This is a genomic window from Pseudomonas sp. FG35 (assembly GCF_057809295.1).
The window spans coordinates 612,756-626,959 of sequence record NZ_JBMDJR010000001.1; the positions used below are offsets into that span (position 1 = coordinate 612,756).

13 protein-coding genes and 2 pseudogenes are annotated in these 14,204 nt (G+C 58.1%); 7 read left to right on the forward strand and 8 right to left on the reverse strand.

Annotated elements, in window-relative coordinates:
* Nucleotides 1-59 precede the first annotated feature (59 nt).
* Complete coding sequence (locus tag ACODTD_RS02665) at nucleotides 60-719, forward strand: carbonic anhydrase (RefSeq protein ID WP_011334144.1); 660 nt, start codon at nucleotides 60-62, stop codon at nucleotides 717-719.
* Between the two features lie 87 nt (nucleotides 720-806).
* Here ACODTD_RS02665 and ACODTD_RS02670 read toward each other — a convergent pair.
* A pseudogene (locus ACODTD_RS02670) lies at nucleotides 807-1,106 on the reverse strand (alcohol dehydrogenase catalytic domain-containing protein); the annotation flags it as partial.
* Between the two features lie 276 nt (nucleotides 1,107-1,382).
* Here ACODTD_RS02670 and ACODTD_RS02675 point away from each other — a divergent pair.
* Nucleotides 1,383-1,703, forward strand: a pseudogene (locus ACODTD_RS02675) (thiamine pyrophosphate-binding protein); the annotation flags it as partial.
* Between the two features lie 453 nt (nucleotides 1,704-2,156).
* On the opposite strand, the gene ACODTD_RS02680 reads toward ACODTD_RS02675, so the two are convergent.
* Both ACODTD_RS02680 and ACODTD_RS02685 read right to left on the reverse strand, forming a co-directional pair.
* Nucleotides 2,157-2,672 carry a cupin domain-containing protein gene (locus ACODTD_RS02680; RefSeq protein ID WP_285355846.1) on the reverse strand — a complete coding sequence of 172 codons (516 nt, stop codon included), beginning with the start codon at nucleotides 2,670-2,672 and terminating at the stop codon, nucleotides 2,157-2,159.
* Nucleotides 2,673-3,184: 512 nt separating this feature from the next.
* Nucleotides 3,185-3,898, reverse strand: a complete 714-nt coding sequence (locus tag ACODTD_RS02685; RefSeq protein WP_489104397.1) for a winged helix-turn-helix domain-containing protein — start codon at nucleotides 3,896-3,898, stop codon at nucleotides 3,185-3,187.
* Nucleotides 3,899-4,118: 220 nt separating this feature from the next.
* On the opposite strand from ACODTD_RS02685, the gene ACODTD_RS02690 reads away from it, so the two are divergent.
* From ACODTD_RS02690 to ACODTD_RS02710, 5 genes are all read left to right on the forward strand, one after another.
* Entirely contained in the window at nucleotides 4,119-4,952 is an 834-nt protein-coding gene (locus ACODTD_RS02690) for a phytanoyl-CoA dioxygenase family protein (protein ID WP_285355849.1), read from the forward strand.
* Nucleotides 4,953-4,965: 13 nt separating this feature from the next.
* Complete coding sequence (locus ACODTD_RS02695; RefSeq protein WP_011334149.1) at nucleotides 4,966-5,382, forward strand: RidA family protein; 417 nt, start codon at nucleotides 4,966-4,968, stop codon at nucleotides 5,380-5,382.
* A gap of 90 nt (nucleotides 5,383-5,472) precedes the next feature.
* Nucleotides 5,473-6,135, forward strand: a complete 663-nt coding sequence (locus ACODTD_RS02700) for a TetR/AcrR family transcriptional regulator (protein WP_011334150.1) — start codon at nucleotides 5,473-5,475, stop codon at nucleotides 6,133-6,135.
* Between the two features lie 181 nt (nucleotides 6,136-6,316).
* Complete coding sequence (locus ACODTD_RS02705) at nucleotides 6,317-7,801, forward strand: flavin monoamine oxidase family protein (RefSeq protein WP_285355850.1); 1,485 nt, start codon at nucleotides 6,317-6,319, stop codon at nucleotides 7,799-7,801.
* On the forward strand, nucleotides 7,801-8,457 hold the full coding sequence (locus tag ACODTD_RS02710) for a c-type cytochrome (RefSeq protein WP_011334152.1): 657 nt from the start codon (nucleotides 7,801-7,803) through the stop codon (nucleotides 8,455-8,457). Before ACODTD_RS02705 ends, ACODTD_RS02710 begins: the two co-directional genes overlap by 1 nt.
* 90 nt (nucleotides 8,458-8,547) lie before the next feature.
* Here ACODTD_RS02710 and ACODTD_RS02715 read toward each other — a convergent pair whose 3' ends face one another.
* The 5 genes from ACODTD_RS02715 to ACODTD_RS02735 form a co-directional block, all read right to left on the reverse strand.
* Complete coding sequence (locus ACODTD_RS02715) at nucleotides 8,548-9,210, reverse strand: hypothetical protein (protein ID WP_011334153.1); 663 nt, start codon at nucleotides 9,208-9,210, stop codon at nucleotides 8,548-8,550.
* Nucleotides 9,211-9,249: 39 nt separating this feature from the next.
* Nucleotides 9,250-9,906 carry a c-type cytochrome gene (locus ACODTD_RS02720; protein ID WP_103385266.1) on the reverse strand — a complete coding sequence of 219 codons (657 nt, stop codon included), beginning with the start codon at nucleotides 9,904-9,906 and terminating at the stop codon, nucleotides 9,250-9,252.
* Between the two features lie 9 nt (nucleotides 9,907-9,915).
* Nucleotides 9,916-11,388: a flavin monoamine oxidase family protein gene (locus ACODTD_RS02725; protein WP_489104398.1), complete on the reverse strand. Its 1,473-nt coding sequence runs from the start codon at nucleotides 11,386-11,388 to the stop codon at nucleotides 9,916-9,918.
* A 190-nt stretch (nucleotides 11,389-11,578) separates the two neighbouring features.
* Nucleotides 11,579-12,946: an NAD(P)/FAD-dependent oxidoreductase gene (locus ACODTD_RS02730; protein WP_074690584.1), complete on the reverse strand. Its 1,368-nt coding sequence runs from the start codon at nucleotides 12,944-12,946 to the stop codon at nucleotides 11,579-11,581.
* An 11-nt stretch (nucleotides 12,947-12,957) separates the two neighbouring features.
* Nucleotides 12,958-14,196, reverse strand: a complete 1,239-nt coding sequence (locus tag ACODTD_RS02735) for a thiolase family protein (protein WP_074690583.1) — start codon at nucleotides 14,194-14,196, stop codon at nucleotides 12,958-12,960.
* Nucleotides 14,197-14,204 lie beyond the last annotated feature (8 nt).

Sequence of the window (14,204 nt, forward strand, 5' to 3'; positions counted from 1 at the left end):
GAGGCGCGAAGGCATCGAGTGCTCGTCTCGGCATCCGGAATCAGGCTTTGGAGGACTTTATGCGTGACATTATTGATGGCTTTCTGCGGTTTCAGCGCGAGGTGTATCCACAACGCGTAGAGCTTTTCAGGCAGCTCGCGACCGAGCAAAACCCAAAGGCGTTGTTTGTCACGTGCTCGGATAGTCGTGTAGTGCCTGAACTGCTCACACAGCGGGAGCCGGGTGAGCTGTTCGTGATCCGCAACGCCGGCAACATTGTGCCATCGTATGGCCCTGAACCCGGTGGTGTTTCGGCCACCGTCGAATATGCGGTTGCAGTGCTTGGCGTACGGGACATCGTGATCTGCGGCCACTCGGATTGCGGAGCGATGGGCGCGATTTCACGCTGCACGTGTCTGGATCATCTTCCGGCCGTTGCCAACTGGCTTCGCCACTCGGACGCCGCGAAAGCGATCAACGCGGCGCATGAGTTCGATACGCCACGCGACAAGCTCGATGGCCTCGTTCGTGAAAACGTGATCGCCCAACTGGCGAACCTGCGGACTCATCCATCGGTGGCGCTTGCACTTGAGCAAGGACGCTTGAATTTGCATGGCTGGGTCTATGACATCGAAGCGGGTTGCATCGATGCGCTGGATGGAGCCACTCGACGCTTCGTTCCACTGTCCGATTCACCGACCACCGTTGCCGTCGCTGCGCGCAATGGTGGTCAGATATAACGGCGACAGACAGGTCGGGACGGGGAAAATTTCGTCCCGGCCGATCAGTCCCTGGCCCGAATCAAAGACCCACCGATGACTCATAAACAGATCCATTGCGCAGAAGAAACAGCTGCCGCAGGCAATAACGAAGGGAATGACAACCCGATCGCCCGGCTGCACGGCGGTCACCGCTGAACCTGCCTCCTCGACGATCCCCATGAACTCATGACCGAAAATATCGCCATGCTCGACGGTTGGAATCTTTCCTCGATAAAGGTGAAGGTCAGATCCGCAAATCGCGGTTGCCGTCACTCGAAGAATGATGTCATCGCTGTCCTGGATGACTGGATCCGGAACGTTGTCGACTTTGACGCTGTGCGCGCCGTGATACGTAAGTGCTCTCATGGCGTCCTACCTGTGACTTTCACTGGATGTAAGTGGGAGAGGGCACACGGAGAGCGTAAGTTCATAATGAAAGGCGGGGGAAGTGACTGGCGGTGGTGGGCGCTTGCATCCTCACAATGAAGAACGCCATATAACTCTGTCTTGCGTCTCCGTCGTGATCCGCAATTAATCGAAACTTCGCTGTCCGCCGGGCGGTCCAGACCTTTACATCTCCCGAGCGTGCTGTGGATGTCGGTGCACCGGGATGTCATACGCAATGAAAAGATGAGGTCGGACATGACGGTGACAGTGGGTGATTTTCTGGTCGAACGCCTGAGCCAATGGGGTGTGACGCGAATTTTTGGTTATCCCGGCGACGGTATCAACGGCGTCTTCGGTGCGTTGAGCCGGGCGGGCGGCAAGATCGAATTCGTCCAGTCGCGTCACGAGGAAATGGCGGCGTTCATGGCGTCCGCCCATGCCAAATTCACTGGTGAACTGGGTGTGTGCATCGCGACATCCGGCCCCGGCGCCTCGCACCTGATCACCGGACTGTACGACGCTCGGCTGGACCACATGCCGGTGCTGGCGATTGTCGGACAGCAGGCGTTAGCTTCCGAAGTACCGGTCGTCATTGAATTCAAGACCGACCCGAATGTGCCGCCGTTGCCGCCGCATATCAAGCTGGAACAGGCAAAGAAATTCGCCAGCACGTTGCTCAAGGGTGATCCGGACGAAGCGGGCGTCATCGTGCAAACGGCTAAACAGGTATTGGGGACGGTATTGCCCGGGAAGCGCAAGTAGTGACGGTAAGACCCGCGAAGAGTTTCGTGACGATGGCTTGGTTTTCAATCTGCATATCACCAGGACGCCGGGGAGCCAGGGCGTTCTGGCGGCAAAGGTGAACCGAGGAAGTTCCGATCAGAAACACTATTTAACATAATATACATTACACGTAACAAAGTATTACGGAGCCAGCCCGGTTGCGCACGCCATTTCGATCTCCAGCATCGCTTTCAAACGACCTGATCTTTGTTGGCTGTAGATCCCTCTATTTAAAATGTGCCGCTCTCAATCCTCGGCACGCGTCAGCTTTTCAATCAGCGCTCGATGCTGCGGATACCGCGCTGTGAGTTTCTGCCAGTTCCCCATTTCCATATCCGCGAAATCGAATCCTGGTGAAACCGCTTCGCTGATCAAACCAAATCCGTTCTCGCCATTCAGCAGTCTGGAGGCTTTCCAGATTCCGCCCGGTACGTGCAATTGCAAATGTTGTCCGGCTAGAACATCGCTGCCCATCACCAACGTCTGCAGTGAACCGTCTTCAAGGATCAAGCTGTACTCAATGGCATCGCCCAGATGGAAATAATGCAGGATGTCCGAATGGTTGAAATGAAACTGGCCGACCGGTGAATCTTCGGTCAGCAGGTAGTAAATCGACGTCATCAGAAAGCGTGAGCCGCTCGTGGTTTCAAGCATGTCCCGGTGATCAGCCTGGTATGTCCTGCGGAAATAGCCGCCCTCAACATGAGGTTCAAGGTCCAGTGATGCAATCAGGTTCGACGCACTGATCTGACTCGGATTCATGGCCTGCTCCATTGATTTTCAATACATTCTGTAATAACTCGACTAAACGGTCATTTAGTCGAGTTAGTTTCTATTAAAGCTGAGGCATGCTTCCTCTCTGCCTAAAACATAACTATCCGTGTACATCATTAATGCTTAACTTTCCCGTTGCGCATGAGCTTTCAATGATCGCTTACGCTCCTCAGTCCGGATTAGAACTGCGTTTTCAGGCATAACTTTCACGGCATTAAGTAACTCGACCGTGGGGCGAGTACACATGAAGATCAAGCTTCCATTCGCGGCTGCTCACGCCCGCTTTCCGGGAAGATTAGCGCGGGGGCTCGGGATTCCCAGTCTGCCCCTAACATATAGAGCGGCCCTCCTGCATTTTATACATCCGCGTTTCTATTTCGTGTGAATTTTTTTACCGTGCACGAGAACGTCGCGGTATCACTGGCAGTCAGTGTGATATTTTTTAATAAGTATGTTTTAACTGGCTCTCCTGTTATCAGCACGTCCTTTTTCATACTTATCTATGCCTCCCAAGCAAACGGATTAAAAAGGTAGCCCCTGCCCCAGATCGTCTTGATGAGCTCTGGATTTCGAGGGTTGTCATTGAGCTTTCCGCGCAATTTACTGATGTGAACATCGACGCTGCGGTTGATCCCGTCGAAAGGAATACCGCGGATACGGTTGAGGATTTCGTCGCGAGAAAAAAGTGTGCCCGCCGCACTGGCCAGCAAGGACAGTAGTTCGAACTCCATTGTTGTCAGATCGATTCTCTGATCGGCCAGGCTCACTACCCGGCCACTGCGATCGATCGACAGCTGACCGAATTCGAGGATGTCGAGCGCTGTCGGTTGCTTCGTGGGGATATGGCGTCGCAGTAAAGCGCGCAACCGAGCCAGGAATACCGATGGTTTGACAGGTTTGACTACATAGTCGTCGGCACCGGATTCCAGGCCGAGAACCTGATCCCTGTCATCTCCCTTGGCAGTCAAGATGATGATGGGGATATCGAAACCATCACGAATCCGACGGCACAGGTGCAGTCCGTTCTGATCTGGCAGCAGGAGCTCAAGTACGACGATATGTGGCTTGAGTTCAGCGATGGCCGCCAATGCCTGGTCACCCCGGCGAACCACTTGCACCGCAAAACCATGCCGGGCCAGGAATTTAGTGATGAGTTTCGCCAGCCTCTGATCGTCCTCAACTAGCAGTGTTTTAACGAGACCTGGGTTTTCCATAAAAGCTCAGCATTAGGACCTTGATTAAGTGTGTGCAGCCTCAGACCCACGGTGCGGTTGAGCGACCGATCATCAGCGAGTGATCACCGGGGCCCCGCCGCAGAGCATCTGCTTAGGCCTCCATTGATGATAACATTATTAAGATAACGACTGTTGTGTTTAATCTTATCGCCTGCTAGCATCGAAATCGCCAAGTGGCATTTTCGAGGAGAAAGCTCTCATGCAACTCTCTGTGCGAAAGGCGTTCCTGGAAGACGGGGCCGTCCTGATCAAAGGTTTTCTGAGCAAAAATCAATTGGCCGAGTGCCGTGCAGCCTACGACTGGGCTGTTGAGAATCATGGCCCTCATGCGACTCGAATGTTCGACGGAACGGAGCAACAGTCGCACGTCGACAACGCCAATCCCGTTGCAAAGGCCCGTCTCGAAGAACTGGTGGCTTCCCTCCCCTTTGGCGAGCTATTTGCCGAGCTCTGGGGTTCGGAGAATGTGTGGTACTTCGCCGAAGAAGTGTTTCTCAAAGCAGGTGGACGCGGTTCTCGCACGCTTTGGCATCAGGACACGTCCTATCTGCCTTGGGCCGGAAACCATTGGGCGAATGCCTGGATCAGCTTTGAATCAGTGCCGAAGAAAAACGCTTTGGAAGTCGTGCGAGGTTCGCACAAAGGACTACGCTACGACGGCACCACGTTTCGCGATCCGAATGATCCGACTCAACCGCTGCATGGCGGCGATGCATTGCCACGCCTGCCGGACATCGAGGCTTTGCGGCAAAACGATCCTGAGGCATTCGAGATCATTTCGTGGGCCACCGAGCCTGGCGATATCCTCCTGCTGCATCCGGGTTCGCTGCATGGCGGCGCTCCGGTGGATGAAGCCTTCCCGGACCGTCACACCTTCGTTTTCCGTTTCTTTGGCGACGACGCCACCTTCCATCCCTTGCCAGAACACAGCGCCGGCGGTTATCCGCAGCAAGGCGTGCTGTTCACTGAAGAGCTGTCGACGCTGAAAGCGGGAGACGCCTTCCGCCACCCAACGTTCCGCCAATTAATATAAGAGGAGCACCGCCATGAGCACTCAAGACCTGCAGCGTCAGTCCTTCAACCCTGGTCACACCCAGGCGATCTACGACAACTTCCACTTTTCCCAGGCTACACGCGTCGGCAACATGATCTGGGTGTCCGGTCAGGTCGGTATCGACGAGGCCATGGTTCCGGCCGACGGCATCCAGGCGCAATCCCATCTGGCATTTCAATCCTTGCGGACCATCCTCGAAGCTGCGGGCGCAAGCCTGGCCGACGTGGTCGAGCTGATGACGTTTCATACCGACCTGCAGGCCGAAGTGCACGCCTTTGGACAGGTAAAGGACGAATATTTCCCTGAACGTTATCCAGCCTGGACCGCTGTCGGCATTTCCCAACTGGCAATGCCGGGCTTGCGCGTGGAAGTCCGGGCCGTCGCGGTGATTGGCAGCGGTCGAATCTGAACGATTGCATGATCGCGACGTGCCAAGCCAAAATGGCGTTCGCAGCCACTGTCGACTCAACGCCTTCAACCAACGGAATCACTTTCTCTCATGCATGATGCTCAAGCGCCTTCCACGGATAGTCAGCACTCCATTGACAGTGATTCCGCGCCCGCTCCACGTCGCGGTCGTCCGGTAGGTAATCGTCTGGAAAAACGCGGTGAACTGTTGACCGCAGCCATCGAAGTCATTGCCCAGGAAGGTTATGCCGGGACGTCTCTGCGCAAGGTCGCCAGTCATGCCGGGTGCACCACTGGGGCCGTGACCTATTACTTTGCCAACAAAGAAGAAATGATCACGGCGGCGGCGCAGAGTCTGTTCGACGAGTTCGACCATTTGCTGGATGCCGGTCAGGAAAAAGTCGATGTCAGGGCAATGATCGAGCAGTGGTTGAACCTGACTCAAGCCAACGACTCGGCGCGCTGGCTGGCCTTGTTTCAGATGCTTGCCCACGCTCGGCACGAACCGGTATTTGCCGACGTGATCCAGAAACGTTATTCGCGCTTCCGCGAGGATCTCGCCAGCATTCTGCGCAAGGGACAAAGCCAAGGCATCATCCGCAAGGACATTGCTGCCGATCTGCTTGCCGATCAGCTCAGCGCGCTGAGTGACGGCTGGATGATGATGCTGCCAATCGAGCCAGAGCGATTTGAAGCCAAGCGCAGCAAGGCCTTGATGGATGCGGTCATCACGCTGATCAGCCCCGCTCGCTAAACCCTGCCCTCCAGCATCAACAAGGTTCGCTTCATTTACGCAGCGAACCCTGCTTGGTCACGCCCGCGTTACGCTCATACCCACGGTTAACCGACATCGCGCCGATTTCACTTTGCTGAATTCCTGATCCGTCATATATTCACATAACATCTGTGATTATAAATAGAAAACGGAGGTGAAGATGAGTGCGGATCTCGATCAACTGTCGACGCAATCACGACAGCGACGGTTGTTATTGCAAGCGATCGGAGGCGCAGCCCTCGCCGGAGGGCTGGGTGTCACCGGGCGTGCGATGGCGCAAATCGAACCTGTAGATACCTCGATACTGGATGTGGTGATCATTGGCGCAGGGCTTTCCGGGCTAACCTCCGCCAGAGACCTCCAGGCCGCTGGCTGCGAGTCGTTTGCCGTGCTTGAAGCCCGCGACCGCGTCGGTGGTCGCACGCTTAACCATGATCTGGGCAATGGCGTGATCTCCGAAGCCGGTGGCCAATGGATCGGCCCGGGGCAAACGTCGATCGCCGACCTGGCCAGACAGCTCGATGTCGCCACCTTCCCCACCTACTACAAGGGCAAGGCGGTGTATCTGATGGACGAGGTCAACATCCAGGAAGATCTCAGCGACGGGCCGAATTCCAATACAGAAGTCGTCGCAAAACTGAACAAGCTCGCCGAAGGCGTCCCCAGCAAAGCGCCGTGGAAAGCCAAGGACGCGGCTGAGCTGGACAAACTGTCGATCGGCCAGTGGCTGGCCGGTCAAGGCATCAGCAACGTCGACAAGATCGGCTTCAACATGTCCGTGAGCCTCACCTTCGGTACCACGCCGGCCGGCATGGGACTCCTGCATTACCTGGCGATGATCAACTCGTCGGACTGCCGCCTCGAAAAGCTCGAAGGGGTCCAGGGCGGTGCGCAGGAATCTCGCCTGGCTGGCGGCTCGCAAATTCTCAGTTTGAAGATGGCTCAGGCGCTGGGAGATAAAATCCGGTTGGCGTGCCCGGTGCGCAAGATTGTCGGTTGGGATCGTGATGTCGTCGAGTTGCACACCGATCAGGGCATCATCCGCACGCGGCAGGTAATTGCTGCGCTGAGCCCGGCGTTGTGCAATCAGATCCTCTTCGATCCGCCCCTGCCGTCCGGGCGTGCCGAGCTGCAGCGGCATTGGCCGGCCCATGCACCGATGCGCAAGACCGTGCACGTCTATGAGCGCCCGTTCTGGCGCGACCAAGGCCTCAACGGGCAGATTGTGCCAGTGGAAGGTCCGCTGATCTGGGCCTTTGACAACTCCCCGGCGGACGGCAGCCTGGGTGTGCTCAGCGGCTTCGTCAGGACCGGCCAATTACCCCATGACCCGAAAACGGCGCAGGACATCCTGTCGGCGATTTACGCCAGCGCCATGGGCGAACAAGCCCTGCACCCGATTCAGTTTCATGATCTGGACTGGGGCAAGATCGACCCGTGGAGTTTGAGTTGTATTTCCCCTATGCCCCCCGGTTTCTGGACGCAATGGGGCGAGTACCTGACGCCGGCGGTCGGTCGCCTGATCTGGTCGGGTACCGAGACTGCGGAAATCTGGGCCGGGGCAATGGACGGTGCGGTCCGCGCCGGACATCGCGCGGCAATGGAAGCGCTGCAGGCGTTGCTTCAACCACGGAGGAGCGCCTGATGAAGCGGACTATGGTGTTTGGAGTCATCACCGTGAGCGCGGCGTTGGCTGGATCAATAGCGATTTACGGGCCGGAACTGTGGGCGGGCTATCGTTTCATGCAGGCCGTGGATCAGCACGACGCTGCATATCAGGCCAACGGCGGTGCGTGGCCACAGCTGCAGGACACCTGCGCACTTTGCCATGGCGCCAACGGTCAACCCCGCGATGCTCAATACGCAGCGCTTGCAGGGCAGCCTGCGGCATACATCGAAAACCAGTTGCGCGCGTTTGCCGAAGGGCGTCGCCACAGTGCCCAGATGCAGCCGCTGGCGGCCAATCTGACCGACGAGCAGATCAAGCGCCTGGCCAGTTATTTTGCCGAACAGCGACCAGGCGTGACTGAAGTCCCGGCCAACGATGATGCGCTGGACCAGCGCGGTCAGCGTGTGGTCGCCGCCAATGGGTGTGCAGCCTGCCACGGTGAAAAACTCTCTGGCGGCCCCCAGGCTCCGCGTATCGCCGGACAAGGGCAGCTTTATCTGATCGATCAACTGAGCGCTTTCAAACGTGGCCAACGCATCGATCCGACGCAGGCCATGAATGCCATGGCGGGCACCCTGTCAGATGAGGACATCAAGGCCGTGGCGCAGTATCTGGCCAAGCTGAACCCTTGATCCTGCCCGGGCAAGGATGCCCACCGCCCTACCCTGCATTACGCAAAAAAGCCGCCAAAACGGCGGCTTCGAGCACTTCAACTATCCTCCTCAGCGCGTTTGCAGAACTGCCATTGCGCCCTTCGCGCGCTCCAGCGCGCAATACGCGTAATACAGGTGCACCAGCAGATAAGCCCAGGTCGTCAGTGCTAGCACGTAGAAGTTGAGCAGCACATTGCTGTCGTCGCCGGGGATCTTGTAGAAATCGTAGATGCACGCAATGGTCAGTGAGGCGAGCATGCCAATCATCACACCGATCGCGTGTAGCGACTCTCCGACATTTGCAAGGCGTACTGCGAAATACACCAGGTAGACCGAAAACATCACCCACATCAGCACGTAGAAATACGGCAGGAGCGTGACCAGAACCTTGGTCGAGATCAACGCGAGTGTGCCCAGCAGAGCGCCGGCAAACATCATGAGCTCCTTGCCCATCGAGGGCTTGTAGGCATGCGTTACCGCCATCAGCCCGAGCACCGTAATAATCGGAATCCCGAAGGCTCTGGAGAACGCGTCGCAGAAGTATGAAATCAGGTACGCATGCTCCGATCCTGTCAGGAAAAAGATCAGGAAGTTTGTCGCGGAAAAGGCAACCACAAACCACTCCAGAGCCAGTAGCAGGTTTCTCTTCTTCAGAAACCTGATGCCAAAGGTCAGACCATTGGCAAGCAGCAAGAAACAGGCAAGGCACAGCACAATATTTCTCGGTTCCATAACGATAGCCTCGGTACAGCTGACAGAAAATTTGATGGGTTAACGGGATTGAGGAACCAGTGCAGCCAGGTAAGCAGCAATCGCCTGGCGCTCCTGCGCAGACAGCGCCGCTGCCATGGCTTGCATCGCGCCACTTGGCTCAATGCGCTCGCTGCTGGCAAAAGCGTTGAGCTGGGCCAAAAGGTAGTCCTGACCTTGTGCAGCCAGGCGCGGGAAGGTGTCGTGGCCCATCAGTTGGGCACCATGACAGGCGGTGCAACCTCGGGTTTGCACCAGTTGTTTGCCCTGGTCCTTCAGCCCCTCGTCAGGGCTGACAGCCGCATGAGCAACGACCGATTGCCGGGCGTAGAACTTCGCCAGCAGATCAACTTCATCCGGGCTCAGGGTCATCGCCAGCGGCCCCATGTTGGGAGCGAGCCGTTGCCCACTTGCAAAGTTGCGCAACTGGGCAGACAGGTACGCGGCGGGTTGCCCGGCCAAGCTCGGATACGTCGGGTTCAGCGAGTTACCGTGGCTGCCATGGCAACCGGTGCAGGCATCGGTCAGGTGTGGCCAGTTTCCGCGTTCGGCCTGATAGGCCTCCGTGGAGGTCGTGATGTAAGTCTGCAGCCGATATAAGTCGAGCAGATCACGGCCGAAAACCACCACCAGCACCGCAATGAGCGCGATGACGCCAAGCGCTATGTTTTTTTTCATTGCCGCCTCCTATGCCCGACGTAACGCGTTGAGCACCTGCAAGGCGCTATGGCGTCCGGCGCGCACGGCGCCGTCCATGTAACCTGCCCAGATGTCAGCGGTTTCGGTGCCCGACCAGAACAGATTGCCGCACGGCGGACGCAGTGCCTCGCCATGTGTCGACCAGAAACCGGGAGGAATCGGCGACACGCACGTGATGGTCCACGGGTCGAAATGCGCCCAGTCGTGATCGTGGTAGGAAACCGGCTCAAGCGCTGCGTCCCCCAGGGCGCGTGCATAGATTTCGGTCTGCACACGCTTCGCGGCTTCGGGGTCGGTGGGGGCTGCGGCATTCAAAATGAATGCATTGATCACGCCGATTTCGCCGTTTGGCGGCGAGTTGTCGTAAGCCCAGATGACTGGCCCACCGACCTGAATGATGTGGCCGTTCAAGCCCTTGTCACGCCAGAAAGGCCGCGGGTAAACCATTGCGGTCTTGCGTGCCGGCGAGTGCGCTGGCCAGGCCCGCTGCAGGGCGGCGCGAGCTTCGGGCAGCGGTGGATCGAATTGCAGGCGTTGGCACAGCGCGGGATGAATCGCCATGATCACCCGGCGGGCGCGGATCTCGCCCTGATCCGTTTGCAGTCTGACGATGTCGCGGTTCCAGTCAGCAATTTTGCGCACTGGGCACGACAAGCGAACCTTGTCGCCCAACAATTGCGCCATTTTGCTGCTGAGAACCTGTGAACCGCCGACGATCCGCGTGCCTTGCGCGCTATCCTTGATCGAATCGAGCCGCATGTATTCGCTGCCGGCCGAATTGATCATCGACAGAAAATGCAAGAAGCCCATCTTCGCCGGCGTGACACCGCAGGTCAGGAGGAAGCTGGCATTCCACCCTGCGCGATCTTCCGGCTTGATGTTTTGCTGAGCGAGCCAGTCGCCCGCCGAGAGCTTGTCCAGTTCGGCCACCTTGGGGGATTTCCATGGCGCACCGCACGGCACATCACGCGACAGCTCGCTGAGTTTTGCCGAGACGCTTTCGTCGGTACCGAAGGTGCCTTTCAAATCGACAGCGACACGTCCATCGCCCCCGAGGATCACGGTTTCCCCGTCATAGAAACTGGGAAAGGTGCCGACCTCAAGCTCACGGGCCAGATCCGCTACGGCGGTTTGTCCTGGACCGATCCACTGACCTCCGGCTTCGGAGATGTAGCCGGAGCCCAAGTCATGATTGAGGGTGCGGCCGCCGACACGATCACGCGCTTCAAGCACCAGCAGCGACTCACAGCCTGCCAGATGCAGATCACGGGCGGCGGTCAAACCAGCCAGGCCGGCACCAATGATCACCACATCAAATACATCGTCCGAGCTGTCCTTTTGCAGCGCATCGGCGGCATTGGCCAGGCCAAGGTTCAAACCGATCGATCCTACGGCGGCGGTTGCACCGGCCAGTTTGAGTAATTGTCTTCGCTTCAGATCGGGAGGGGCGTCAGTACTCATGTTCGATGCCTCACATCACGTTATTGTTGGATTGAACGCCCGTGGCCGAGCGTGGGTGCGGCAGTAAAAAAGTGGTGACGAGAACGCAAACATTCGTTTGTCTTTCTGCAGGCGAACGCCTGCCGGCCCCAGGACTCCAAGGTCAGCTTCACCACGGAAAATCAGCGTGTTGGTTCTATAACCTCAACCGTCAGACATGAGGGTGCACAACTTTGCGGTTGGTGTATTCGTCCAGCAGATGTGCTCCCTCCAGCGCCACATTCACGGCGCACCACTGCAGCGGTTCGGGCAGGGTTTTCGGAGTTTTATGCCGCAGCGCGGCGAGCAGCGGATGCTCGATACCGCCGATTCTTTCTGCCAGCAAATGGCCGATCAGCGACTGCGAGGCGACACCGTGTCCGGAGCAACCCGCGGTGTAGAGAATGTTGTGGTGGGACCCGGTTTCGCCCACCACCGGCAACGCGTCGTAGGCCATGCTGACGTAACCACTCCAGCACGCTTGAATGCCGACACCGCGTAACGTCGGGAAACGCACGCCAAGGTTGTCTTGCAACGCGCGGTAGGTCACCTCATCGGGAATGTTCGGGGTTTTCGAGCCGTAGGCATAACCCAGCCGTTTGGTGGTCATCAGCAGTGTATTGCGTGCGGTCAGGCGATGGCTTTCCATCACCAGGTGCGGCGTGGTCAACCCTTCCCGCCCTGCCCAGCCCAGCGATGCCAACTGCTGTGGTGTCAATGGCTCGGTTTCGACCGCCGAAACCCGAAACGGTACGACTTTGTCGCGCAAAAGACCGAGCTGCGGCGTATAGGCATTGGTGGCCAGCACCACTATTGGCGCGCTCGCCCGCCCGCGTGGCGTCCGGCAGGTGATCGTCGGCCCGTCGGAGTACGACTCAAGCGTGGTGTTTTCATACAGCCTCACACCCGCCTGGAGTGCAGCGCGGCGCAGGCCCATTACGTATTTGCCAGGGTCAAGGGTACCGCCGTGGCGTTGCAGACAGCCAAACAGAAAGGCCGGTGGAATCCCCCGCGCGCGCATTTGTGCCTGATCCAGAAACTCGGTTTGCGAACCCAATTCGTGGCCCACGGCCATGCTTTTGCGCAGCCTCTTTTCTTGCGACGGATGGATCCCCGCCCTGATGATGCCCGAGGCGTTGTAGTCGCAGTCGATCCCCAGTTCGCGCAGTCGACCTTCGACGTAGGCGACCGCTTCGTCATAGAACCTGACGATATTTTGCGCTTTTTCCTTGCCGACACGTTTCAAGAACAACTCGAACTCAATGCCGATGCTCCCGCCCAGATAACCGGCATTCCGACCGCTGGCACCGAAACCGGCAAACTCCTGCTCGAGAATAATTACCTTCGCTCCCAGCGCCGTAAGCTCCAGGGCGGTGGACAGCCCGGCGAAACCGGCACCGATCACGATGACGTCCGCGCTTACATCGCCTTCGAGCTCTGGCTGCAGATCAACCGGACTTTCGACCCAGCCACCCAACCGACGGAAATGTCCGCCTGCAAAATGGCGTTCCAACTCTTGTGCTTGATAGGCCATGGACATGTGATGCGCTCCTATCGACTCAGGATGTGAATAGCGACTGCTGCTTCCTCGACACCTTGAAGACCGCCACCGTTTTCCTGGATGGCATGCCGCGCGCCGTGGACTTGACGCGGCCCGGCCTCCCCGCGCAATTGGGTGACCAACTCGTACAACTGCCCGATCCCCGTCGCGCCAAGTGGATGACCTTTGGATTCCAGGCCGCCGGAGGTATTGATCGGAAGACGGCCACCGAGAGTGAAATCGCCCCGTTCTGCACAAACCCCACCCTCTCCCAGCGGTGCAAGTCCGAGATTTTCCGACTGGATGATTTCCCCCATTGCCGAGGCGTCGTGTACCTCGGCCACGTGCATGTCCTGCGGGCCGAGGCCGGCGATTTCGTAGGCTTCACGCGCCGCCAGCAGGCTGACGTGCTTGTGCGGCTCGTCGAGCCCGCGCAGGGTGAAGCTGCGGATCACGCTGGCGGCGATTCGCACACAACGTTTTGGATCGGCACCAATGCGTTTGAGTCCCGCCTCGGTGCAAAGGATCGCGGCGGCCGCACCGTCGGACAACGGCGCGCACATGGGCAATGTGATCGGATAGGTAATTGGAGGCGCCGCCAGAACTTCTTCTATGGTGAAGGTCTTGCGAAATTGCGAATAAGGGTTGTGCACCGAGTGTTGATGGTTCTTGGCACACACCGCCGCAATCTGCCGCTGAGTGGTGCCATAGGTCTTCATATGCCAGCGACACATGGCAGCATAAATGGCCATGAATTTACTGTACGGACGATCGGATTCCGAGCCTGGCGGCACCACGATGCCCTCGCCCATTTTCACCAGCGTCGCGTAGTTTTCCTCGGCGGTGGAAACGTCCCAGCCGGTTTCGAACAGGGCCAGCGCCCGCGCCTTGTCCGGCACGTTCATTTTCTCCGCGCCCAACGCCAGGGCCACGTCGGTAGCCCCCGAGCGCAAGCTCTGCACTGCCAGATGAACCGCAGTACTGCCCGAGGCGCAGGCGTTTTCGACGTTGTACACCGGCACCCCTTCGAGGCCGATCTTGCTGCACAGCACCTGCCCGGGAATCGACAGTTGTCCTTGCAGATGACCGTTGGTGATGCCGGCGTAGAACACCGCACCGATATCAGCGCGCAAGGCGCCGGAGTCAGCGAGTGCGCCCTGCAAAGCTTCCAGCGCTAGATCCTGGAGACTGCGTTCCAGGTGGCGACCGAACTCGGTCATGGCAATGCCGGCGATGTAAATAGGTTCCATCAGATCGT

What these genes read in the sequence shown, in the direction of transcription:
- ACODTD_RS02725 (WP_489104398.1), bottom strand. Translation starts at nt 11,388, where the DNA reads ATGAGTACTGACGCCCCTCCCGATCTGAAGCGAAGACAATTACTCAAA.
- ACODTD_RS02680 (WP_285355846.1), bottom strand. Translation starts at nt 2,672, where the DNA reads ATGAATCCGAGTCAGATCAGTGCGTCGAACCTGATTGCATCACTGGAC.
- ACODTD_RS02665 (WP_011334144.1), top strand. Translation starts at nt 60, where the DNA reads ATGCGTGACATTATTGATGGCTTTCTGCGGTTTCAGCGCGAGGTGTAT.
- ACODTD_RS02700 (WP_011334150.1), top strand. Translation starts at nt 5,473, where the DNA reads ATGCATGATGCTCAAGCGCCTTCCACGGATAGTCAGCACTCCATTGAC.
- ACODTD_RS02690 (WP_285355849.1), top strand. Translation starts at nt 4,119, where the DNA reads ATGCAACTCTCTGTGCGAAAGGCGTTCCTGGAAGACGGGGCCGTCCTG.
- ACODTD_RS02720 (WP_103385266.1), bottom strand. Translation starts at nt 9,906, where the DNA reads ATGAAAAAAAACATAGCGCTTGGCGTCATCGCGCTCATTGCGGTGCTG.
- ACODTD_RS02685 (WP_489104397.1), bottom strand. Translation starts at nt 3,898, where the DNA reads ATGGAAAACCCAGGTCTCGTTAAAACACTGCTAGTTGAGGACGATCAG.
- ACODTD_RS02710 (WP_011334152.1), top strand. Translation starts at nt 7,801, where the DNA reads ATGAAGCGGACTATGGTGTTTGGAGTCATCACCGTGAGCGCGGCGTTG.
- ACODTD_RS02730 (WP_074690584.1), bottom strand. Translation starts at nt 12,946, where the DNA reads ATGTCCATGGCCTATCAAGCACAAGAGTTGGAACGCCATTTTGCAGGC.
- ACODTD_RS02695 (WP_011334149.1), top strand. Translation starts at nt 4,966, where the DNA reads ATGAGCACTCAAGACCTGCAGCGTCAGTCCTTCAACCCTGGTCACACC.
- ACODTD_RS02705 (WP_285355850.1), top strand. Translation starts at nt 6,317, where the DNA reads ATGAGTGCGGATCTCGATCAACTGTCGACGCAATCACGACAGCGACGG.
- ACODTD_RS02735 (WP_074690583.1), bottom strand. Translation starts at nt 14,196, where the DNA reads ATGGAACCTATTTACATCGCCGGCATTGCCATGACCGAGTTCGGTCGC.
- ACODTD_RS02715 (WP_011334153.1), bottom strand. Translation starts at nt 9,210, where the DNA reads ATGGAACCGAGAAATATTGTGCTGTGCCTTGCCTGTTTCTTGCTGCTT.